This window comes from Donghicola mangrovi (assembly GCF_013377535.1).
Classification (GTDB): Bacteria; Pseudomonadota; Alphaproteobacteria; order Rhodobacterales; family Rhodobacteraceae; genus Donghicola; species Donghicola mangrovi.
The window spans coordinates 1-300 of the sequence record NZ_JABCJE010000055.1 but is presented as its reverse complement, the minus strand read 5'-3'; the positions used below and the strand labels follow the sequence as shown (position 1 = coordinate 300).

Here is a 300-nt window from a genome sequence, read left to right as displayed (position 1 = left end):
CACCAAGGAGACCGTGACCTCTGCGGCGACCTCGGCGGTGACCAACGTGAACGACGCGCCCACTGGTGGCGTCTCGATCAGCGGCACAGCGGTGGAGAATGGGACCCTGACCGCGACCACGTCTTCGCTGAAAGATGCGGATGGTCTGGGGACCTTGTCCTATGCCTGGCTTCGGGATGGGGTGGCGATCTCTGGCGCGACGGCCTCGACCTACAAGCTCGGCGATGCCGATGTGGGCGCGGCGATCAAGCTGCAGGTGAGCTACACCGATGGCAATGGCACCAAAGAGACGGTGACCAG

At 64.3% G+C, this 300-nt stretch carries 1 protein-coding gene; it reads left to right on the top strand.

Features of this window, described 5'->3' with window-relative positions; all coding sequences use genetic code 11:
- Positions 1-300 (top strand): hypothetical protein (locus HJ536_RS20750; RefSeq protein WP_228028850.1); only part of this gene is annotated, 300 nt, incomplete at both ends.